Raw genomic sequence first — 399 nt, 5'->3', positions numbered from 1 at the left:
AGACCGCACGAATATAACGGTGGGTTACCCCCAAACGAATCGGAAAATCGATACTGGAAAAACTCTAACTCGGTGGCCAGTTTTTGTTGACCACTTCACTGTTGCCCATTTCAGCAGCGGATAAGCGGAGGTTTTATTATTATTTTCAGGAAAAAAACACCCCAAACATAGAACGCTTCTTCGTTTTTGATTCTTCCGAGTATCGTTATGCGTTAAATATGCGTGAAGTGGTATTTCATCAGTTCCTTTCTGATGGTCTACGGCCAATCGTTGACGAAGAGGATGATGCCTACGAAGACGGTAAGCGTGCAGCAAGAACCGTATTGACGGGGATGTGTTATTCAGTCGGCAGTGCTACGCGCCAGGGGAGCAGTTCGCCGACCCGGTTTATCGGCCAGT

The 399-nt window shown here is 47.1% G+C and carries 1 pseudogene; it reads left to right on the top strand.

Going from position 1 to position 399, the window contains the following annotated elements:
• Positions 1 to 98: 98 nt before the first annotated feature.
• Positions 99 to 299: pseudogene (locus tag BGK49_RS31535) on the top strand (helix-turn-helix transcriptional regulator); the annotation flags it as partial.
• Positions 300 to 399 lie beyond the last annotated feature (100 nt).

It is taken from the genome of Shigella sp. FC1544 (assembly GCF_001722145.1).
GTDB classification, from domain to species: domain Bacteria; phylum Pseudomonadota; class Gammaproteobacteria; order Enterobacterales; family Enterobacteriaceae; genus Escherichia; species Escherichia coli.
The sequence above is the reverse complement of the archived record's forward strand: the minus strand, read 5'-3'. Positions and strand labels throughout refer to the sequence as shown.